Genomic DNA, 21,176 nt, shown 5'->3' with positions numbered 1-21,176 from the left:
AATCCTACGTTTAAGAGTCTACCAATGAATCCTTACCAAGCCCCGTTGACGGATATGCGTTTCCTACTGGAACAGGTATTTGATGCTCCAAACACTTGGGCACAATTGCCTGAGATTGCAGAAATGGTCGATATCGACACGGCTAATGCCATTTTGGAAGAAGCAGCCAAGATAAGTTGTGAATTGATCCATCCGCTGAACCGGACGGGCGATGAGCAGGGCGTGTTGCATCAAGACAATCAAGTGATTACCCCTGATGGCTACAAAGCCGTTTATGAGCAGTATTCCCAGGGCGGTTGGATTGGTTTGTGTGGCGATCCTGAATTTGGTGGTATGGGGATGCCGAAGATGCTGGGGATCTTAGTCGACGAAATGGCTTACAGTGCTTGTAATGCGTTTACGCTTTATGGCTCGTTAACTGCGGGGGCAGCTTTATGTATCAATGCCCACGGCAGCGAAGAATTGAAACAAGCTTATTTGCCTAAGTTATATTCCGGCGAATGGGCGGGTGCTATGGATATGACAGAGCCGCAAGCGGGTTCTGATCTACGTAATATCCGCACTCGAGCTTTACCGCAGGATGATGGTAGTTATGCCATCACGGGCAGCAAGATTTTTATCACGGGTGGCGATCATGATTTAACTGAAAACGTCATCCACTTAGTGCTTGCTAAGCTGCCGGATAGCAAAGGGATTTCACTCTTCCTTGTACCTAAAATATCGGTAAATACCGATGGCAGCTTAGCCAATGCCAATGGTGTATCAGTGGGGTCTATCGAGCATAAGATGGGCCTTAAAGGTTCTGCGACCTGTGTGATGAACTTTGATAATGCCCAAGGCTTCTTGATTGGTGAGCCTAATCGTGGCCTCGTATGCATGTTCACTATGATGAACTATGAGCGTTTAGCGATAGGTATTCAAGGGCTTGGCAGTGCGCAGGCGGCGTACCAGATGGCGGCCGATTATGCTAAAGAGCGTAATCAAGGCATCGCCGCTGGCGGCTCACCGACGGGCAGTGATTCTGATCCCATTATTGTCCATGGCGATGTGCGCCGTATGTTGTTGACCATTCGTGCGATGACAGAAGCGGGCCGTGCTTTGTCTGTGTTTACAGGACAACAGCTGGATTTAGCAAAATATGCCCAAGATGAGGTTAAGGCTAAAGCGGCGCGTTATGTGGGTTTATTAACGCCAGTGGCGAAAGCATTTTTAACCGATCGGGGTCTAGATGCGACTATCATGGCGCAACAAGTCTTTGGTGGACATGGTTATATTCGTGAAACAGGTATTGAGCAATTAGTCCGTGATACCCGTATCGCTCAGATTTATGAAGGTACCAATGGCATTCAAGCCATTGATTTCCTAGGTCGTAAAGTCACTGGCGATAACTTAGCCGCATTAAACGAATTTGTGGCAGACTTGAAGGCACAAATGCGGGCATTCACCCATGTTGATGCGGTGAAAGTGGCGGCAGTATGCGCACGTTTAGATGCATTAGTTATAGTCGCCGAGTCAGTTAATGATCGCAAAGTGGCTCAGCCTGCACTTATTAATGCGTGTGCGGTCGACTTTTTAGATGCCTTTGGTTACACCCTGTATGGTTTCTACTGGTTGGCTATGGTTGATAAGGTTGCGGATCATGAAGATAAAGCTTTCGCCGAGCAGAAAGTCTATTTGTCTAAGTTCTATTTTGATAAGTTATTGCCAAAAGCGGATTACCATATCGCTCAAGTCAGAGCTGGTGATGCGACGACTATGGCGATGCCTGCGGAGTTGTTTTAACAAGGCTTCAATATATTCGTTTAGATAAAAACTGAAAAAGCACTGATGACTCAGTGCTTTTTTGTGCAAGTTTTTTTACTCTGTAGCAGTTAATTAATGACTCTAGTGAGCCGCAGTATTCACAGTCGCAGTGGTTGATGATGACGGTTGTAGTACTGAAATCAATTGTTTAAGAAACTCGGCATTGAATGAGGGGTTATGCTGATTTTTCAATTCAGGACTCATGCCATTCTCAAGGATTACAAACAAGGTATCGTTATGCTGGGGCAAACGGATAAAGCCCGCTAAGTTAGACACGCCTTGCATCGAGCCTGTTTTAGCAAAAATTTGCTGTTTAAGCGGCGGTTTATTGTAGCCCATGCGATATCTTAAGGTGCCGCTGATCCCCGCCTGTGGCAGACTCGTGATTAACGGACTAAAGCGGCTATCTTGGTGGATTAGCGCCAACACCGCGGCTAACTGCTTGGCATTGAGCAAGTTATAGCGTGACAATCCTGAACCATCCACAATATTGGCGTTACTCAAATCTATGCCTAAATTCGTTAAAATTCGCTGCATAGCAGCGGCACCATTGGTAAAGCTGCCTTGGGTCTTAAAATAACTTTTACCAAGTTGCTTAAAAAGGCTATCGGCAATCAAATTATCTGACTTGAGCAGCATAGTTTCGAGCAGCTCAGGTAAGGGCGCAGAGCTATGGCTGGCAATTAGTTTTGCCTTTTGGGGTAAGCTAGTGCCGAGTTGTACTTTACCCGCAAGAGACATCTCGCCTTTAAGTAGGGAGGTGAGGTTATCTTGGGCAAATTTGAACGGATCGCTGACCGCAATCGCCAGTGGTATCGCCTCACCGCCAGGGTAACAGCCGCGTAAATGGTAGTTATTTTGACCTAATCTGACCATATCAAGTTGGCAAAATTCGCGGTTCGCCTTTTGATCAAACACCGCATCGCTGCTGATTTTGACTCCATAACTCCCCGCGCGCAGACTTACCTGTGAAGGTTTGCTGGTAGAGCTGGGGCTAAACTGACCATAGACGCAGTTCTGATTGATAATATAACTCGACACTGGCGCGGCAAAACAAATGCCCAAATCATCCCAAACCCAACCCGGAGCTTGCAATTGTTCCTGCTTATCGCCGAGCAAATACAGATGTCCGTCAATACGATTAATGCCTTGTTTTACGAGATTGGCAAAAATGGCCTTGAGATCGGCTTGAGTCAGCGTGGGATCGCCACTAAAACGCAGATAAGCACTGCCTGCGATATGGCCCTTGCGTATCGGTGCATCTGTCCATAATTGTGTGACATAACGAAAATCAGGCCCAAGCTGAGCCACAGCACTGACTGCCGTGAGCAGCTTTTGGGTACTGGCTGGAATAAACAAGGTCTCAGCTTGTTGGCTATAGATCACTTGATTGTTCGACATATCCATTGCCAGTAAGGCGATTTGTGAATGTCGAGGGCTGATCTTGCTGATTGCTTGGCTAAGCGAAGTGGTTTGAGCACTTATCGGCCTAGAATCATGTTGCTCTGCATAGGCCATATTATGACTTGCGGCTAGGAGCAGGCCGGCATATAGAGTGGTTTTCAGTAACGTTTCCATGTTAGCTATTGGCCATTTTTATCAAAACATCATTAAGATTAGGTTGGTATTGTGTGCGGTTAATCCTCACTGCTGCCGTCATCCTTTTCCATCAAGCGATATAAACGTAGGGTAACAAACAATACCAGCCCAATAAACAAAGGCAGGATGAGTAACCCTAACTGGGTTTTAAAATGGAAAATACCCCAAGCAAACAGCAATGTCAGTGCTAACGTCAGCAGAATTTTTTTGTTCATAGTCTTAATCTTGTATCGTATGGTCTAATCGCAAATAGGCGGTTTAGTTTACGCTAAATCAGTAGATTCGGGGTGAATGAAATGGGTTTGAAGATTATTTTGTGATTTGGCAGACATTTTGGGCGCAGTTCAGTGAAATTTGGACTGATTTGTAGCGTTAAGAATCACCCTATTTAGGGAGAAATATTGTGTGGACGGGCAAATAATGCCGAGAATACTCACTGTAAAATGCGATTTCAAGCAAGGATAAATGAAGAAGATTTTTAGGCAAATCGGTGCACTGAAGTGGAATAAAATCGCGTGAGGTCAAATTACCAGCAAAACCGTTAGGTTTAACAAGACTTTCGGGAGAAAAGTCTTGCCGAGACGAGGTGAAGTCGGTAATTTCTACCCCTTACGATTTTAGGTTCTTAGGTAACAACTAAACCATGCCACATATTAGTATGCGCGGCTTACCACAAGCGGTCGTTGCAGCGTTCAGCCAAACATTACTGCAGTCATTGGCGGATATATGTAAAGGTAATGCAGAGAGTTTCACATTAGATTGGATCCCAAGCATCAGTTTTCGAAATGGAAAAATTGATCAACGCTTTGTCCAAGTTGAGTTACTCTGGTTCCCTAAGGACCCTGATATACATCTTAAAGTAGAACAAACGATCAGGTTGGCAGTGACAGAGGCCTATCCAGAGTTAACACATATTGCTGTGATGTTTTTATCACTGAACCCCAGTGCTTCCTATCGGGGTGGTCAGCATGTTTAAAGGAGGATGCCTTGCTAGATAAGCTTGGTGGAATAGCCGTTCAACCCGAGGCTTTAACGTGGTTGCTCACGCCATGCCGTTTCAAGGCAGAATTACTCGCTCGTATCGCGAGCGCCAAGCACAGTATTTATATTGCGGCGCTGTATTTAGAAGATGACGAAGCGGGTCGTGAGATATTACAAGCCCTCATGGATGCCAAAGCGGCAAATCCAACGCTTGATATCAAAGTGTTAGTCGATTTTCACCGTGCGAGACGTGGCTTGATTGGCCATAAAGGTGATAGCGGCAACTATTTGATGTACCGTAGAGTTATGGCTGAAGCCGAACATCCCATCGATATCTTAGGTGTACCCGTCAAATCCCGTGAATTTATGGGTGTGTTGCATCTTAAGGGATTTATTATCGATGATGCCGTGATTTATAGCGGTGCCAGTCTCAATAATATCTATTTGCAACAACACGATAAGTACCGTTTCGATCGTTATCACTTGATTGAGTCTGCCGAATTAGCGCGCAGTATGCGCGCGATGATCCAGAAAAATATCATTTCTGATCCAGCTGTGTGTTCATTAACGCAAGATGCTGAGCAAGAAGTGCTACCACCAAAGACGGACATGCGTAGCTTTAAGCTGAGACTGTCTGACGCTGAGTATCAGTTTAAGGAGACCCGTGATGGCAATCGCATCACGCCGTTACTTGGGCTAGGACGTAAGAAAAACTTGCTCAATAAAGTGGTTGTCGCCTTGGTGGAAGTGTCAAAAGACTCGCTGTTTATTTGCACACCTTATTTCAATCCGCCGTACATTTTAGTGCGCGCTTTAGCTAAGCATTTACGCAATGGCAAACGTATTGATATCGTTGTGGGCGACAAGACGGCTAACGATTTTTTTATTCCGCCAGAGCAGGATTTCTCAACCATAGGTGCCTTGCCCTATATGTATGAGCAATCATTGCGTAAGTTCGCTAAACGCCAACAGTGGGCGATTGATAATGGCCAGCTGAATATCCATCTGTGGAAACACGGTATCAACAGTTATCACCTCAAGGGCATCAGTGCCGACGGTAATAAGCATTTGATCACCGGCTCTAACCTGAATCCAAGAGCTTGGGCGCTGGATCTTGAGAATGGTTTGTTGATCCAAGATGAAATTGGCTGCTGGAAAGCCCAGTTTGAAGCCGAGCAGGCACATATTCTGGAACACACACAGCGGTTATATCACTACAGCCAAGTGGACACCTTACAGAGCTATCCTGCGCCAGTGAAGAAGATCATGACTAGAATTCGTCGCCTTAAAGCTGATTTTTTACTGCGTCGCATTCTGTAACGATTAAAGCTATAGAAGCAATAAATTAATCGATATTTTTGATTTATTACAGTGTCTTATCGATTTAAAAAGCCCACAACAATGTGGGCTTTTTATTGACTGATGGTAATAGATTTAGCTTAAACCAAGAATTGTAGTTTCAAATCATATCCATTAAATCTGTGGCATTAAATTCTGGTGAGTATCATTTTGATCTTTGGCGTAATACAGAGACAGGATCACTAAAACCACCATCACAGCACTTAATAAACCTATGCTCAACTGGCCGCCCATAGGCACTAAAGACATAGTTAATGCGGCAAGTCCGGCGCCAAAATTTTGTAATCCCCCCAGTAATGCGCCCGCAATCCCCGCCTGACGTGGAAATGGCTCTAACGCAGCAGATGTTAGGGTAGGGAACAGCATGCCTGCGCCACTGAAGAATAAAATCGATCCAATAAGTAAACTCCAGCCAACCACTAAATTAAAAAGACCTGGGATCAACATAAATAATGCGCCAGCACCGAGTAACGCAACACCTTGGTAAACAACCCTTTGTGGCTTATTCTGTCGGCCCGCGATGAGTGCCCCCAGTAAGTAGCCAGGAATTGGCGCAACAAAATAACAACTGACCATAAAAGGTGTCAGTCCGAGATATTGGCCATAGAGTACACCAGCAATTGCTTCAAACGCCGCAATACCGGCAAAGGTGGCGATCAATGAAAATAAATAAGCGCGAAACGCTCTATGGCGCAGGACATGCTTATAGGATTTGAAAACGGCTTGATGTTCCCGTTGCGCCTTAGGTAAAGACTCTTTAAAGAGGAATATTAACAACAGCCAGACCGCGACACCGAATCCCGCTAATACCCAGTATACGGCTTGCCAGCCAAAATAGGCCGCAGTGGCGCTGCCGATAAATGGTGCAAGCAAAGGTAAAAACACTACAGCCATAGAGACATAGCTATTAAATTTTACCAGTCGGTCGCCAAAGTAATGATCGCGGGGAATGCTACGGCATAAAGCGCCTGCGCTGGCTGTGCCTAATCCTTGGATAAGGCTCGCCATAATCAGTTGGTTAAAGCTTGTGGCCTTCGCCGCAAATACAGCGCCTAGAACGAAAATTGCGATACCCACGATGAGTGGCATTTTGCGGCCAACGCGATCTGACACTGGGCCATACACAAATTGAAACATCCCGTAGGAGAGTAAGTAACAGGCCATCACGGCTTGTAGTTGGCTGGCGTCCACATGGAGCCCGAGTGCGATTTGTGGAAGGGCAGGTACAAAAATCGTCTGCGCCATTTGGCCACAGGCGACCATAAAGACAATCATTAACAGTAGGCTAGACTGACTCGCCGCTGGAGCGACATCGTGATGAATAGGAGAATGTGGCGTGCCTGACATGATATTTCCGAAAAAGGTCACTTAAGGTATTTGCGCGCATCTTACTCCCTAAAAGCGTAACTTCAAGTGTCAATCACATTGATTTAACGAAATAATTTTTAATGCGATGCATAAGTTTTTATCCTGATTTTAAGCTGTAAAGCTAAACTTACGATAGGTTATTTGTCTGTTAACTAGGTCGATGAGTTGCAAATGAATTAATACTCAGATTAACCCTTCACTGCCTATTTTCTTACATGGGAGTTTGCTTAAAAATATTGGCTATTAAGAGATTGGAGGTAAGTAAGTGGATAAGGTGCTTAATACAAGCCACCCTAAAAAAATCACGCTAAAAGGAACAAATAAGAAAGGAGATTGCGAATCGGCCTATCTCCTTATCTCCTTTAATAGTCGCGACTAGCAAGATGCTATTTTTGTAATTTCTCTATGCCCGTTAAAATCTGATACCCCACAGTCACCCGAGGCGGTACGGGATAATTTTTATTGCTTAACAATACTATGCCAAGCTTTTGCGCGGGAATAAATGCTGCATAAGCGGCAAAACCGCCAGTAGAACCTGTTTTATTGATCCACACATTTTGCTGCGGCGCGAGGGGCGGCACTATGGGTTTAACGGGTGTACTGCCAAACACGACTTCCTGAGTATGGCCCATAAGTATTTTATCAAGATCAATAGGATATGAGTAATGCTCCCAAATCATATCTTGGGTCATCATGCCCACATCAAAGTATCCCGTGTGGGTCTCATCGAGTGCCGTTTGCAGTGGTTTGGCAAGCGGGTGCATTTGCATATTGGCCTCAACAAATTGCAGTAAATCCTTGGCAGAGGTTTTAACGCCATAGGCTTCATCGGCTAATACACCGGGATTGACTCGCACTGGCATGTCTTGCTTATCATAGCCTTGGGCATAATCGGCCATTTTACTGCTCGGAACGTTAATGTAGCTGCTTGTCATACCCAATTGTGGAAATAGTGTTTGCTCAAGGGCTTGTGGAAAAGTTTTCCCTAAACTCTGCGCGGCAATCATACCGAGCAGCCCAATACTCGGATTGGCGTAATTTCTGTGGGTCCCCGCGGCAAATGACGGTTGCCAATGCTTAAGGTAATCCATTAACTCTGCGTTATTAGTGACCTTATCAGGAACTTGCATCGGCAAATCACCCGCTGTGTGGGTGGTTAAATTGATGAGACTAATCTTATCAAAATGGCTGCCTTTTAATGCTGAAACATAATCACTGGCCATATCCGTGAGTGTTAATTTACCTTCGCCCTGTGCATAGTTAGCCAGTGTTGCGGTAAAGGTTTTACTGATAGAGCCAATCTCGAACAGGGTATCTTCAGTCACACTTTGCCCAGAGGTTTTAGAACTGACGCCATATTGGTAAAAATACTGTTTACCCTCTATGGTGACGCCAATCACTGCGCCGGGAATAGCGTACTCAGCCATCAAAGGTTTCACCGCCGAATCTACAAGAGTCTGTATTTCTTTGGTATTAAGTGTTTTGGCGGCAGTGGCATGAGAGAATAGGGCCGCAGAGATGAGGATGCCGTTTAATAACGGCATTAAAGCGAACGGGGCTTTTGGGTGCATAATTGACCTTTCATTGAGACTGTATTTGTAGAGTAGATTTTCGCATGATATTAGGGCAATTCCACACTAAGTTAAGTCATTACTGATATTTAGCTTAAATACTCCCCCAATAAGTAAGTTAAACGTTAATTTGGTCGGTTTAGTGTTGCACGCTATTGCATACTAAGTGGTAACACAGATTAATACATTACAGCTTTTTTAAGAGATAATTGCTCGGTGCTCTAAAATTATCTCGCTGACGTTAGGCTGCAGATGAAACCATCAACCACTGACACCGGCCTTTTATCACGATAATGTATTACGCGATTGCACCATTGATGGCCAAGGGATAAACTGCGCCACCGCGACAAAAAAGTGCTAAATGATGTGGTCGCGATCCTTAATAAGTTTGATAGAGAATTGGTTTTTATGGCTTTAGCCCCCCATGCAGTGCACCATTTATATCAGTACCGTAAGTCTATTTCGACTAAACCCTTTGGTGCCCGCGGTAAAAAACTGATCCGCTGTCCATTATGCCTCTTAGGTGAGCAGTTCTGTACCTGTACGCTACGCCGTCAGTTAGATACTCACGCCAGTTTTCTGCTGATTATGTATAACGATGAGGTGTTAAAGCCGACTAATAGCGGACGACTCATCGCGGATCTTATTCCTGATACCCACGCCTATATTTGGTCACGTACAGAACCTGAAGCTGAGTTGCTTGCTTTGCTGAATTCGCCGCAATATCAACCCTATTTAGTGTTTCCTGCCCAGTATGCAGAGCAAGGGCAAACCGTACTGAACCAAGTGCCGATGTCGACATTGGCCGAAGGCAAACGGCCGCTACTTGTTCTGCTTGATGGCAGTTGGCGTGAAGCGATTAAAATGTTCCGTAAGAGTCCTTACTTACACTCACTGCCGTTGCTTTCCTTCGATCCAGACACGCTCGCGACCTATGCATTGCGTAAAGGTAGTCATGATTTTCAACTTGGCACCGCCGAGGTGGCATCATTGGCTTTAGGAGCGATTGGCGAAGCGGCTAATGGCAAAGCCTTAAGTACTTGGTTTGATTTGTTTGTTGAATCTTCCTTACTTGGCCGCAATCGCCGTTGCCGTGAGGACCTTCTGCCAATTACAGATTTTACCGATGCTTTTGAACTGGCCTTTGAACAAGCAAGTCGTAGTAAGAGTTAATAGATGTTGGATTTAATCTATTTTGAAAAAGGCTAGTTAACTATCTTCTTAAATAAAAAATCCCCTACAGTGAGGGGATTTTTTATGTGTAGCAATTAACTTATAGGAACTTCATATTTAAGAAGATACCTCGCACAAGCATAATTGTTTATACCGCGACTTCTTTACCATCTAACTTACGGATAACGACCGTAGCGGCGCGAGGGCGTAATGTGGTGCCCGCAGGCGTTTTTTCAGAGGCATTGGACGAATAAGGCCAATTACCGGGATGCTGAATGTTAGCAAAAACAGAAGTGTAATCAGGGCTAATAGCAAAACCCGTAACCTCACAGTCGTTTGGTCCAACAAAGAAACGCTTTAATTCCATTTGGTTATCAGCCGTTACGCCGAGCTGTTTCTCTTGGCCATCAACAAGCGTTGAAGGCACTATCGCTAGCATCTGATCGTTGGTTTCTTCTGCGACCTCCTTGGCTCCATTGTCGGTTTGAACCCACAAAATACCGCGTTGATCGAAGGCCAAACCGTCTGGGCTGGCAAATTGGTTAAGATCTGTTAAGCCTGATAAGTTTGTCTCTGCGTTACCATCACTTGGTGATCCGAATACGAAGATATCCCATGTAAATTCAGTATCTTTGTCACTTTCATCCCAACGAATAATATGGCCAAAGTGGTTTTTCAATCTTGGGTTCGCTGGATTGGTTTCAGTTCGTTTTGAGTTGTTGGTCAGGGTCAAATAAATTGAACCTGTGAAAGGATCGACAGCACACCATTCAGGGCGATCCATAGGTGTTGCACCAACAAGATCCGCTGCGCCCGCGGTGTTCAAAATAATCTCGGCTAAGCTAGCGAAAGTATTGCCTAGGGTTTTTCCGTCCGTAGTCTGGCTATCTAAGGTTAAAGGCAACCAAACACCACCACCATTTGCATTAAACTTAGCTGCATATAAAGTACCTTCGTTCATATACTTATCGCCAGTTTGTATGCGATTGCTGCTGTCAGCATCTTTTGCATCCCATGCCGCGGCCGAGACAAATTTATAGAGGTATTCGAATTGTGAATCGTGGCCAGAATAGAATACTACTGGCTTACCTTCGGTTAACTTGCCAAAGGTACATCCTTCATGGCGGAAACGACCAAGCGCGGTACGCTTTACTGCGCGTGATGTTGGATTGAAAGGGTCAATTTCAACAATATAACCGTGACCATTCGCTTCATTACGATAGTCATCTTGAGCACTTGCACCTTTTGGGGTGACATCAAAACGTGCGAATTCATCGAGACGTTCCTCATCATGACCTGCAAGATCATCCCAGCCATAACGTGTGCTGGTTTTGCTGATCCCAATGCGATTTTGCTCGGCAGTTAACGTACCACGGTTTGCGAAATAGCCTGGCCAGTTTTCTTCACAGGTTAAATAAGTGCCCCAAGGCGTGTAACCATTGCCGCAGTTATTTAATGTACCGCGAGCCTGACTACCGTCGGGAGAATAGCGGGTTTCGAGTAGAGAAGAGTAGGCGAGAGGACCGCTAATATCCATTACAGTCGCACCGGTGAATCGGCGGTTATGGTTATCATTGCTAACCACTTCCCATTGATTATTAACCAGTTTTATACGTACAACCGATACGCCATGGGCGTTGATTTCTTTACGTACCTCATCGATAATAGTGCGTAAACCTGAAGTAGGATCAAAAGTTTGTCCTGCAGGATGTAATGCAACTTCATCAATATATTCATGGTTAATGCAAAGTAAACCGTCATTACCCGTATCATTTAATGGAAAGAAATGCATGCCATCGTGGTGCATACCGACTGAGTTCGCTTGGTCATCGGCAGTGTTACTACCATCACTTTTCCATGGTGCTGCTTTTGCATTTAATGGTGTGCCCCATGGTGCAAGTACCTGCGCTGTATAGCCTTCTGGCACAACGACGGCATCTAAACGAGAACCCGCAACTGACGTAAAGTTTAGCTTGGCGGTACTTTTTGTCGGTGGCAAAGGTGTCACTGGATCAACAGGTTTTGTAACAGGGGCGTCATCTGATCCGCAAGCAGTTAAGCCTACACTGGCAAAAGCTGTCATAGCACTGAGGCCTAAACCACTTTTTACGAAGTTACGGCGAGATAAATGTTTATCCAACACTTGGTTAAATGGCTTGTTATTACTTTTATTATAAAGTGTAGGATCAAAGGTGGCCTTACTCATATATTACTCCGGCTAGTACGATGGATTAAATTTCGTGACTAAGGCTAAAGTATCAATATGACAATAAAGATGATTTTATATTACAATAATACTGCAGTGAGCAATAAACCCGATATGCTATAAAAATGTTAACCAGCAGTTTGCTATGGTCTAAGCTGCTGAGGTCAAAGTACCTCAATTAGGATTTTTATTCTGCTATGATGTCAAATGTTGTGTCACAGATAAAAATATATAATGTGAAGTTATTGCTTTAATTATTTTTCAAATTAAAAATTGGAAATAATTTTAATATAATTACTGAATATCATTTTTTTCATAAACATGATAGATTTATATTTAACATTAAAATTGCTATTTTATTTTAGGTAAAAGACTAACTGATTCTTATCGAGTCATGATCTAGTTTAGTCTTTTGTGTTTTAGTCTCTTGGTTTTAAATAATGGCGAAGTGAGCGCGGATCGGTATGGCCAGTTCTGGCCATAATGTATAAATGATCTTTATCATTTTCATAGAGTTGAGTGACACAACCACTACGCAGACTGTGGGCACCATAAAACTTTGCAGGTAGGCCCGCTTTTGTGCAATATTTTTTAATGATGCGATAAATATCGTCTCCCGTGAGAAAACCACTATTTTTATGTAAACTTGAATTAGCTTCAGAGTGATGTTCTACTATTTGATAAGGGCGTAAATATTTCCCATCACGGGAAAGCGATCTAAATAAATGTCCATCCTCTATATTGGCGAGTGATAACCAATTTTTTACCGCGTTGAGTGCTGCAAAAGGTTCATGATCCGGCAGGTCTTTCCATTCCCGTTGACCTTGCTGATTGCTCTTCGAATAAGGTAGGCGCACTTTTAGCTTATTACGTAAAAAACTGACATATTGAACTTTTATATCTGCAAGTTCAGAACGGCGAAACCCACCTTGTAATCCTAACTGAATAATGGCTTTGTCTCTTGCTCGGGTTAATGGCTGCACTTGTTCATCGATAGCTTGAATGAGCATTTCCACTTCATCATACATAATCGGTTGTTGATCATAATCACTCACATGGCGAGATTGATTTCTGCTCAAGCCACGCATCACTCTGATCACCAGTGGATGTTCGGTAGGCGAGTGGAATCCTGCTTGAATATGATGGTAGCGAATGGCTGCCAACCTTGTGGTTAATGTTTGCTTTGAAAGTTGAACGCCAGTGCTTTCTTGGATCAATTCTTTTTGATGACCAATAAATGAAATTACGCTTCTTGGATCTGCGGGCAGGGCCTGCAGTTGGTGTTCGGCACAATAACGGCTAAATAGACTAAAGCTCGTATTATAAACACGGCGGGTGTTGGCTGAAATTTCATATTCAGTTTCTTCGGCAGCACTTAAATAATCACTTCGAACAGATTGTGGCAGGAAAGTCTCTTCAAAAAAACGTGGCCGTTCAGCACGGTTATTATTGTGATGATCTGATCCTGTCACTCTTTCATTCGTTACATTGGTGTTATTTTGAGCATTACTATTTGTCCGGATCATTTTAGACATGCCGTTGAAGTCACCTGATATCGAATTAAGAAGACGTAATTATACGCAAATCACACCTACATCTACCAGTGATAATCGTCATTATCACTGGTAGAGTGCTTATTTGTTCAAATAAACTTCTGTTATCGGAATAGGGCGCATTAAATAGCATTTAGTTGGTTTTTTTAGTTTAAAAAATAGCCAAGATAAACCTATTCTAACAATGGCGATTAATTAAGCGGATATAAAATTAAAGGCAATAATAGTATGGAATTCGTACTTTCTCTATGCAGTGGTTTCGAACTTAGTTAGTCAAAGATGCATAATTTTAAAGAATGGTTTAACCATTTTATTGGTTTTCTTGAATGGAATGCCGCTAAACTAGACTTGCGTGTTGGGTGAAATTTAAGCTAATAACGACAACCGCTTATCGGGTTATTAGCCTGTTATGAGTTGAGCTATTTCTGCCAAAGGCAAAATGACGCATAAGGGATCGATTCCCAGTCAATAAAATGGTTGAACCATATATTAATACTTATCGATTTGTACTAGCATGTGGTCCCATTTATTTCATCCGCATTAAACGCATGCTTAACTAAAGAAACTTATTTATGGAACCGCAAGCTTGGATATATCAACAAGACAAACCTACAGCAGGAAGAAAATTATTATTGCTTGAGGAAGCAGAATTAATTTTTGCCTTACCCTTAATTTATCGCCTTATCAATCCTGAAGCTGTGGCATCTAAACCGGATTGGTTTTGTGACGCTGAGTTACAAACGGTTTTCTATACTAAGTTGGTGACACAACTAAATGAATTGGTCCGATTACGCAAAAAGGCACAGCGGATCGACAACGAGCTTACTAATGTAAACAAAATGCTCAATCAGTATTTTACTGATTTTGGCTGGCGTATGGTTCGCAAAGAATTATCTCAAATAAAAAAACGGCAAAAAAAGTCTCATATTGAGCTGAGCAGGGATATTATTTTGAGGTTAAAACGTTATATGGAAACTCAAAAGTTAGACAGTTTTGACCAAGCCATTGATACCCTATTGTCAGAGCATAATGAAAATATTTCGCTTAATGTTTTACAACATACTGATGAGGATGTTGTAGGTGACATTATTGATGAATAGAACAAAATAACCGCGGATCTATGTTTTGAAGAATATGATTTTAAAGTTGTTCTATTGCCTAAAATGGATTATCTAATAAAGGTAAGTTAGCCGTGACTTATCTGTGCAGACACGTAAAATTACTGTTAAGATCTTATTTTTACGACTAGATAAGGCGGGGCATTAGAGATGAGTTTAAGTATTGCAAACGATAGGAAAATTGCGGTTTTATGCCGAATTGAACCTGGCTGTCTCGGACCTGATGGCGTAGATCATATTGAGGCTTTTTGTGCTTTAGCCCAGAAAGCGATGCAACATTTTGACGTCGATGTCGGCACTTGGGTATTGATCCCAAGATATGATAAAACCTTAGAAGAGATGCAATATAGTCTTGCAAATAAGCTGCTTTCGCGTGAGCAGGCAACTAAATATTTAGTTTCTATAGGGCGTGACATTGATGGTTTTGAAGAAAGATTTCAGGACAAACTGACGTCGCTGATCAATCTATATCTTGCTAGAAAACCTTAAATGCTCAATTTATCGGAGATGTATTTTTTGCTGAGATTCATCTGACGTCTTGTTTTTTCATAGGAGATATCGGATCGAATTTTTACAAATCGGTTTTATTTTCATATTTAATTGCTGACTAAAAAAGTAAATTAATTATATATTAATCATAGTTTTGCAACAAAATCTTCACCTATAATTACGCTCCTGATGAGCAGTTAAGTTGGCTTGAAAACTCAGTTGTTGCTAATTAACTCCGTAAAGTACGTCAAAATTTGCTAGACTAGTCGACTCACTTAATGCTGAATCTTTTTCTTGCGGTATGCCCGAATTTTGTGGGTGGTAAGGATAAGTGTAAAGGACGGTTGATGTTCAATCCCATTCCGGAAACCAATCCATACGTTAGTTTATTGCAGCAGGATTTCGGGTTTTCTGAATTTCGTCCTGGTCAAGCGCAAACGATAACACAACTTTTAGCAGGGAAGTCGAGTTTAGCGATTTTCCCGACAGGTTCTGGTAAATCCCTTTGTTATCAATTTACAGCATTGCAGTTACCCCATTTGAGTTTAGTGATTTCGCCTTTACTCGCCTTGATGAAAGATCAGCTGGAATTTTTGCAATCTAAGGGAATTCATGCGGCCAGCATAGATTCAACCTTAAGCGCTGAGCAGAGTCAGCAAGTGATGACAGATGCGCGCTCTGGCAAATTGAAAATTTTAATGGTCTCGGTGGAACGTTTCAAAAATGAACGCTTTAGGCAGTTTATTCAATCTGTTCCGCTGTCTATGCTGGTCGTCGATGAGGCGCATTGTATTTCAGAATGGGGTCACAATTTTCGGCCTGATTATCTTAAATTACCCGATTATCGGCGCGAGCTTGAGATCCCGCTGGTACTGTTACTGACGGCCACCGCGACACGTAAAGTGAAACTGGATATGGCCAAGCGTTTCGATATCGCGCCTGAACACATAGTACAAACGGGATTTTATCGACCCAATTTAGATTTGACAGTTCTGCCCGTGTCGACTCAAGAGAAAAATGCCTTACTGGTTAACCAGATAACATCATTCTCAGGTGCTGGTATTGTGTATGTGACATTACAGCAAACCGCCGAAACAGTCGCACGACTCTTGAGTCAACAAGGCATAGTTGCCAGTGCCTATCATGCTGGATTTGAAGATGAAAAACGTCAACAAATTCAAAATGATTTTATGCAGAATAAGCTGCAAGTGGTGGTTGCTACCATCGCCTTTGGTATGGGAATAGATAAGAGTAATATCCGTTTTGTGATCCACTATGATTTGCCTAAATCCATTGAAAACTACAGTCAAGAAATCGGCAGAGCAGGGCGTGATGGTGCGTTATCCCATTGTGTGACTTTAGCCAATCTTGACGGACTCAATACCGTTGAAAATTTTGTGTATGGCGATACGCCTGAGCGAGAAGGTATAGCGCAAGTCATTGAAGCAATTCGACTTGAACAAGATTCTGATCAGTGGGAATGTCAGCTTAATGGCGTGTCGACGGCGAGTAATATTCGCCAGTTGCCGTTAAAAACGTTACTTGTGCAGCTAGAAATTCTAGGTGTGGTTAAGCCGTTATTTGCTTACTACGCCGATGTTAATTACAAATTTTTAATGGATAAACATGTCATTCTGAGCCGCTTTAATCCAGAGCGGCAGGCCTTTTTGACGCAAATTTTTAATCATACGCAGATGAAGAAAATATGGGGCGCGTTAGATTTTGATGCCTTGTACAGTGCGACGGGCCATGAACGCAGTCGTGTATTGGCCGCGCTGGAATATTTAGCTGAACATCAGTTGATTGAATTAGAAACCAAACGAATTACCGATGTGTATCGGGTGGATGTTGCCGCATTAGCGCGTCCGGAACTCATCGATGAGCTGTACCATTATTTTATTGATAAAGAGCAGAAAGAAATTGCGCGAATAGCGCAGTTAGTCCGCTTTTTTGAGCTTGAGACGTGCTTAAGCCACAATTTATCGCGTTATTTTGATGATAATGAGGCACCGGCGGTCTGCGGTCATTGCAGTGTCTGCCGCGGTCATTTCGCTAAGTTGAGTTATTCGACGGAACCTACTTGGCCGACAGAACAGCAGATATTGGCTGATTTGCGTGAGTTGAAACATCATTTAACGGCTAAAGGCATTGGTGCATTGTCAATCGATACCTATTGTCGTTGCCTCGCTGGTATGTCAGTTCCTTTGGTGAGTCGTTTTCAAGTGCGTAAGTTGAGTGGTTTCGGCCGCTGTGAAAAATTGAGATATGCTGAAATTAAACAGAAAGTTGAGTCACTGTTGTCGCAACTAGATGATAAAAGAGTTGAACATGAATAAGGCCGTAAAAAAGATGTTAGCCACCCATGAACATTTGGTTCACTCTGAAGGTGTGACTGTGGTTTCGCATATGCAAAGGGAAAAGGCGGAGTGGATACAGCATACTGTTATGATTGAAGATTGTGACGTGCCGTTTAAATTTAGACGGGTCAAAAAGTATCGTAATCTGCAAGGGCAAAAGATCAATGTCATCTATTACCCAGAGACAGAAACTGTGGCAGGTTTTGAAATAGAAATTATGCAAGTCGTTAGAATTAAACGATTCTAGTTAATGCGCTTCGAGTCTTTGCTTTTATTAATCAGCAAAGACTCGAAGCGCATTTGATTGATGATGCAAGAGTTAAATTCGGCTATTTACTTGGAATATTGATAGGTTGAATCTACTTTCCAAGTTCTGAAACGCAGTTCAGCGCCTTCTGGTAGATAAAACACCTTAGGCAAGCGACTGTCGTAGCGCATTTTTAGTTCACCCGGAATACGTACAAAAGCTTCTTTCTTCGCCAATTCGAAACAGGCCATCATAGTGCTCGGGCCTTCAGCGATTTCATCCACTTGATAGTAGTTATAACCCCAACCTTGCACTGTCAGTTCCTTCAATTCCCCGCTTAATCCATGCTTATTGCAATCAACCATTTGAGTCTGACCAATTTGGATTTCGACCATGTAGTCATCTTCGTTTTCTAATTTAGGTAAGCTTAAAGTGTGCTGCACCATACCTGCTGCCGGAGCAGGGAACATCTTAGTTGCTTCCTGTGCGCTGTAATCTTTTGGATCGAAACGTTGAATACTGATCATAGGCGCATTTAACCCTGTTGGATGTGGTGGGCTCACCGCCGCGGCATTGAATGACAATAGTGCAAATGCAAGGGGAACAGCGCTAACGCTAAATAAGGTCTTCAATTTCATTTTATTTCTCCTATCCGAACTGAATTGATGTCGATAAATTTGTCTGTGTTCTGCTCCCTATAAACGCAGCAGAGGTAAAAAAGGGTTAAATTATTCAATAAAAAATCGATTTTTTATTCAAATAATCTTTATCAATCTGAATAATAAGGGTTAATTACACTTTTCAATGACTTATTTTGTTAAGTTCGCAGCTATTTCAATTCTTTGCTGTGACTCTTTTATGACTCATATCATGCGAAAAATATACGAAATAGCCTAGATAAAAACCTTAAAACTTGGATTTCAACTTGCACTGAAAAGCCACCGCTGTGTCTGTCTATAACTGCATAAGGCTGTAATAAAGCCAATCTAACTCAGCTATGTGAGCTGTTTTTACTCATAAATCAAGCGCTAATCCATTAAACCTTGCCTGATATCCTTTGCCTAGTCTAGCTGCCTATCTTAATTCACATATCAGTGTCTCGACTGATGGCAGGAGGGCAGATGCATTATGGGGATTCAAATACATGTTTAAAAGTTTGAAAACAGTATATCTTGATAAATATTTAATTTGATCTTCATATATTTTGATTTTCAAACTATAATCCAAGCGACGAGTTTTTCACCATGAATAGCGATAGAAATGGAGCAGGGGCCATACAATGAAATCAATGACAGCCGAGCAAGCGACAGGGCATCAAGCTACTACGGGAAGCCGCCAAGGGCATTCACTCGCCCAGTGGCAGCACGCCCATGAGTTTTCGAGTCAGAACCGCGATGGCGAGAAGAACACTCGCTATGTACTGTATTTAACCGTGATCACTATGGTGGCTGAAATTGCTGCCGGAACCATCTACGGTTCTATGGCACTGCTCGCCGACGGTTGGCACATGGGAACCCATGCCGCGGCCTTTATGATCACGTTATTCGCCTATTCGTATGCCCGTAAACATGCTAACGATCCTGCATTTGCTTTCGGTACTGGCAAAGTGAGTGTGCTTGGCGGTTATACCAGCGCAATAGCGCTAGGACTTGTGGCACTGGTGATGTTAATTGAATCGGGAATGCGACTGATTAACCCTGAGCAAATCCATTTTAACGAAGCCATATTTGTGGCTGTCATAGGTTTGAGCGTTAATGTGCTGAGTGTATTTTTACTCAAAGATCACCATACCCACGACCATGGGCATCACCACGGGCACGCTCATGGTCATAGTCACGATCATGGACATCAAGATGATCATGAAGACGAGCATGCTCATCACAGCTGCGAAGCACACTCCTCCCATGACGATCACGTCCATACGGCTCATTCACATGGTGCGGGTCCACATTCACATGATGACTCACATGCACACGATGAAAGTCATCAAGATCATAGCCATTGCCATCATAAACAGGAGCACCATGCTGCTGAGCATGAGCATGAGCATGAGCATGAGCATGAGCATGAGCATGAGAGTCAGAAGGCACACGGTGGTCATGATCACAACCTACGCGCCGCCTATTTTCACGTATTAGCCGATGCGTTAACGTCAGTGCTCGCCATTGCGGCCTTGTTGTTTGGTAAATACATGGGACTGACTTGGCTCGATCCAGTTATGGGTATCGTGGGTGCTGTGATTATTAGTCGTTGGTCATGGGGCCTCATTCAGCAAACGAGTCCTATCTTACTTGACGGTGGTGTTAAAGCGTCATTGCAGCGTAAGGTCGTGGAAACTCTTGAGGCCGTACCGGATCATCAAGTGGCCGATTTACATCTTTGGCGAGTGAGTGCCGATCACCATGCTATTATGGTGTCTATCGTGTCCCATTCACCGAAAGATGTCAGTTATTTTAATCAGTTACTGTCACAATTTCCTGAATTGGCCCATATCACTATTGAACTCCATACTTGCCGTCAGCGCGAGTGTATGGCTAAGGAAGCCTAAATGACTGTTAAACATCATCATTCATCAAACCTGAATTCAAGTGAGCCGCATTTGCCTACTGCTCATTCAACGGCCGCACATTCAACAGATCATGCATTAAATCATGTGATTATTGAATTTTACGAAAAACTGTCATCTTGGGAACACGCCATTGTGCGTGACAAAGGTTTTAGCCTATCGCAGGTGCACACCATTGAGTTACTCGGCGTGCACGGCGCTATGAGGATGAAAGAACTGGCGGATAAAATTGGTGTCACAACAGGTACACTAACGGTTCAAATCGACAAAATGGTTGAAGCTGAGTGGGTTGTACGTCGTCCCCATGAAACCGATCGTCGTTCGATTCTGGTGGAGTTAACCGAAAAGGGCCAAACTTTGTTCCTCGAACATGATGCATTACATCTACAACTCACTACAGATCTCACCGCTAAAATGAGCAGTGAGGAACGAATCGTACTTCTCAATTTGTTGTCTCGTATGAATAACGAGTTTTAATTTACCCTATTTCATCCACTAAAAAGCGTCCCTCGTGGATAATGCCGTTCACTTAAGAGTGAACGGCATTTTTCTTTGGTCTAACCGGGAACTTGTTTTTGCTCATTTTAAGAACTCGTGGATATGCCCTTTCCCGTTTACCATCCAGCTTAAATTGCCGTGCATTTCGTTCTATATCCAATACGTCTCTCGGGACATTCCCCGGTGTTTGTGATGACAGTTGTGTCAACTTGAAGATGATATAACTCGCCGCATCTCGAAAACTCAGTTGATTGGGGTGGACCGATGGTTGATTGGGGTGGACCGATG

At 43.2% G+C, this 21,176-nt stretch carries 17 protein-coding genes and 1 pseudogene; 10 read left to right on the top strand and 8 right to left on the bottom strand.

Going from position 1 to position 21,176, the window contains the following annotated elements; genetic code table 11:
• Positions 1-24: 24 nt before the first annotated feature.
• A complete protein-coding gene (locus tag L5L77_RS19830) occupies positions 25-1,782 on the top strand; it encodes an acyl-CoA dehydrogenase family protein (protein ID WP_168827074.1) in 1,758 nt (585 codons plus the stop codon).
• A 102-nt stretch (positions 1,783-1,884) separates the two neighbouring features.
• On the opposite strand, the gene dacB is transcribed toward L5L77_RS19830, so the two are convergent.
• Together dacB and L5L77_RS19820 are read right to left on the bottom strand one after the other, a co-directional pair.
• Positions 1,885-3,381, bottom strand: a complete 1,497-nt coding sequence (gene dacB / locus L5L77_RS19825) for a D-alanyl-D-alanine carboxypeptidase/D-alanyl-D-alanine-endopeptidase (protein WP_263223360.1) — start codon at positions 3,379-3,381, stop codon at positions 1,885-1,887.
• A gap of 59 nt (positions 3,382-3,440) precedes the next feature.
• On the bottom strand, positions 3,441-3,617 hold the full coding sequence (locus L5L77_RS19820; RefSeq protein WP_006081710.1) for a hypothetical protein: 177 nt from the start codon (positions 3,615-3,617) through the stop codon (positions 3,441-3,443).
• A 428-nt stretch (positions 3,618-4,045) separates the two neighbouring features.
• Between L5L77_RS19820 and L5L77_RS19815 the strand changes: the two genes are divergently transcribed.
• Together L5L77_RS19815 and pssA are read left to right on the top strand one after the other, a co-directional pair.
• Positions 4,046-4,378, top strand: a complete 333-nt coding sequence (locus tag L5L77_RS19815; RefSeq protein WP_028759882.1) for a DUF1904 domain-containing protein — start codon at positions 4,046-4,048, stop codon at positions 4,376-4,378.
• 11 nt (positions 4,379-4,389) lie between these two features.
• Entirely contained in the window at positions 4,390-5,703 is a 1,314-nt protein-coding gene (gene pssA / locus L5L77_RS19810; protein WP_263223359.1) for a CDP-diacylglycerol--serine O-phosphatidyltransferase, read from the top strand.
• 153 nt (positions 5,704-5,856) lie between these two features.
• On the opposite strand, the gene emrD is transcribed toward pssA, so the two are convergent.
• The gene (gene emrD, locus L5L77_RS19805; RefSeq protein WP_198573182.1) at positions 5,857-7,089 is read right to left on the bottom strand and encodes a multidrug efflux MFS transporter EmrD; all 1,233 of its coding nucleotides are present in this window, start codon (positions 7,087-7,089) and stop codon (positions 5,857-5,859) included.
• A 407-nt stretch (positions 7,090-7,496) separates the two neighbouring features.
• The gene (gene ampC / locus L5L77_RS19800; protein WP_411569096.1) at positions 7,497-8,654 is read right to left on the bottom strand and encodes a class C beta-lactamase; all 1,158 of its coding nucleotides are present in this window, start codon (positions 8,652-8,654) and stop codon (positions 7,497-7,499) included.
• A gap of 435 nt (positions 8,655-9,089) precedes the next feature.
• Between ampC and L5L77_RS19795 the strand changes: the two genes are divergently transcribed.
• Positions 9,090-9,854, top strand: coding sequence for a tRNA-uridine aminocarboxypropyltransferase (locus tag L5L77_RS19795; RefSeq protein WP_263186414.1), 765 nt, complete (start codon positions 9,090-9,092; stop codon positions 9,852-9,854).
• A gap of 148 nt (positions 9,855-10,002) precedes the next feature.
• On the opposite strand, the gene L5L77_RS19790 is transcribed toward L5L77_RS19795, so the two are convergent.
• A complete protein-coding gene (locus L5L77_RS19790; RefSeq protein WP_263186416.1) occupies positions 10,003-12,060 on the bottom strand; it encodes a PhoX family protein in 2,058 nt (685 codons plus the stop codon).
• Between the two features lie 419 nt (positions 12,061-12,479).
• Positions 12,480-13,595: a tyrosine-type recombinase/integrase gene (locus L5L77_RS19785; RefSeq protein WP_263186417.1), complete on the bottom strand. Its 1,116-nt coding sequence runs from the start codon at positions 13,593-13,595 to the stop codon at positions 12,480-12,482.
• A gap of 590 nt (positions 13,596-14,185) precedes the next feature.
• Here L5L77_RS19785 and L5L77_RS19780 point away from each other — a divergent pair.
• The 4 genes from L5L77_RS19780 to L5L77_RS19765 all read left to right on the top strand — a co-directional run bounded on the left by L5L77_RS19780 (position 14,186) and on the right by L5L77_RS19765 (position 17,824).
• Positions 14,186-14,713, top strand: a complete 528-nt coding sequence (locus tag L5L77_RS19780) for a hypothetical protein (protein ID WP_263181381.1) — start codon at positions 14,186-14,188, stop codon at positions 14,711-14,713.
• Positions 14,714-14,881: 168 nt separating this feature from the next.
• Positions 14,882-15,220 (top strand): hypothetical protein, encoded by a 339-nt coding sequence (locus L5L77_RS19775; RefSeq protein ID WP_105252539.1) that lies wholly within the window; start codon positions 14,882-14,884, stop codon positions 15,218-15,220.
• A gap of 347 nt (positions 15,221-15,567) precedes the next feature.
• Complete coding sequence (locus L5L77_RS19770; RefSeq protein WP_263181382.1) at positions 15,568-17,556, top strand: ATP-dependent DNA helicase RecQ; 1,989 nt, start codon at positions 15,568-15,570, stop codon at positions 17,554-17,556.
• Positions 17,549-17,824 carry a hypothetical protein gene (locus tag L5L77_RS19765; RefSeq protein ID WP_028759892.1) on the top strand — a complete coding sequence of 92 codons (276 nt, stop codon included), beginning with the start codon at positions 17,549-17,551 and terminating at the stop codon, positions 17,822-17,824. Before L5L77_RS19770 ends, L5L77_RS19765 begins: the two co-directional genes overlap by 8 nt.
• An 86-nt stretch (positions 17,825-17,910) precedes the next feature.
• Here the strand turns inward: L5L77_RS19765 and eco are convergent, their stop codons facing one another.
• A complete protein-coding gene (gene eco / locus L5L77_RS19760; protein ID WP_263186419.1) occupies positions 17,911-18,462 on the bottom strand; it encodes a serine protease inhibitor ecotin in 552 nt (183 codons plus the stop codon).
• Positions 18,463-19,103: 641 nt separating this feature from the next.
• Between eco and L5L77_RS19755 the strand changes: the two genes are divergently transcribed.
• Positions 19,104-20,372, top strand: coding sequence for a cation diffusion facilitator family transporter (locus L5L77_RS19755; protein WP_263223358.1), 1,269 nt, complete (start codon positions 19,104-19,106; stop codon positions 20,370-20,372).
• A complete protein-coding gene (locus L5L77_RS19750; RefSeq protein ID WP_173496893.1) occupies positions 20,373-20,867 on the top strand; it encodes a MarR family winged helix-turn-helix transcriptional regulator in 495 nt (164 codons plus the stop codon). It abuts the gene before it with no gap.
• Positions 20,868-20,919: 52 nt separating this feature from the next.
• On the opposite strand, the pseudogene L5L77_RS19745 reads toward L5L77_RS19750, so the two are convergent.
• Positions 20,920-21,176: pseudogene (locus tag L5L77_RS19745) on the bottom strand (IS4 family transposase); the annotation flags it as partial.

Origin of the sequence: Shewanella sp. SM29, assembly GCF_025654245.1 — a bacterium.
GTDB classification, from domain to species: domain Bacteria; phylum Pseudomonadota; class Gammaproteobacteria; order Enterobacterales; family Shewanellaceae; genus Shewanella; species Shewanella oncorhynchi.
The sequence above is the reverse complement of the archived record's forward strand: the minus strand, read 5'-3'. Positions and strand labels throughout refer to the sequence as shown.